Annotated in this window: 1 protein-coding gene and 1 pseudogene; both read right to left on the bottom strand. The window is 57.6% G+C overall.

The genetic code is table 11. The features are described 5' to 3' along the window. Positions 1 to 49: 49 nt before the first annotated feature. Positions 50 to 553 carry a hypothetical protein gene (locus tag B5F17_RS14475; protein WP_087374952.1) on the bottom strand — a complete coding sequence of 168 codons (504 nt, stop codon included), beginning with the start codon at positions 551 to 553 and terminating at the stop codon, positions 50 to 52. After that, positions 553 to 1,022: pseudogene (locus B5F17_RS14940) on the bottom strand (DUF6273 domain-containing protein); the annotation flags it as partial. The pseudogene B5F17_RS14940 and the gene B5F17_RS14475, both read right to left, overlap by 1 nt.

Raw genomic sequence — 1,022 nt, 5'->3', positions numbered from 1 at the left:
CTCGAAAGTGACATAGCAGCTGCCGCCGAACCAGGCAAGGTAGATGTACTTAGCCGCCCGCTGCATCGCCGCCTCCTAACTTGCTGAGCACCGCCTGCATCTGCTCCTGTGCCTCAACCATGAGCGCGTTGTACTGCTCCAAATAGGTGCCCGTCAGCTCCTGCCCATAGGTGACGGCCTTAGCCGCCTCCGGGTCCAGCGTCAGCACATACTGCTTGAGCTGGTTATGGTAGGTCAGCTGGCTGGTCTTGTACATGGACAGCGTAGAGTAGATCGCTACGATGTCCGCGACCGGATAAGTCTTGCAAGGCGCGTCGTTGGCGTGGTAGATGTAGCCGGTCGCACCAGCCAAACAGGCAGTAAACATTTCGCTCACGTTTGCCTGATCGGCTACCGTGTATGTAAACGATTCCCGGCTGCCGCTGGGCAGATCGACTGCCGTACCCGCGTCGATCGCAGCGCTGCAAGCGTCGGCAAGCTCCTCCAGCTTGGTCTTGTCCTGCTCGCCCGGTTTGGGTCGGGTCTGTTTCGTCTTATCATACCATAACGCCATTACTGAAAACCTCCTTGGATGGATACGATATTTCCGTCCTCGCCGCTCTCACCGCGTTCGACAGTCACCCTAAAATTAAACGCCCATCCTGCGCTTTGGCTCTTGTTCTCGAACACATAATTACGACCAGCCTTAACATCGGCGGTCGCGTCCTCCCAGACCGGTTCGGGGTCGTTGCCGTTGTTGGTCAGCTCGATGAGCTGGGTTGCGTCTGCCGGGATTTTGCCGGTGATGGCCAGCACGGCGACCGTGATCTGTTCCTCGACCGCCAGCGGCTCGGAAAGTGTAATGACCGCCCGATGTACGGCCTTGGTAAAGGTCAGCTGGAGTGTAGAGGACTTGCCCGCCGAGTCTGTGGCCACGATCTGCACGGTCTGTGCGCCGTTGAGAATCTTCTGGAAATACTCGTCGGTAATTTCAAAGGTGGCTTGCTCGCCCAATGTCGCCGTATAGGTGCGCTTGACCAGAT

Source organism: Butyricicoccus pullicaecorum, from assembly GCF_002160355.1.
GTDB classification, from domain to species: domain Bacteria; phylum Bacillota; class Clostridia; order Oscillospirales; family Butyricicoccaceae; genus Butyricicoccus; species Butyricicoccus pullicaecorum.
This window is presented reverse-complemented; position numbering and strand designations above follow the sequence as displayed.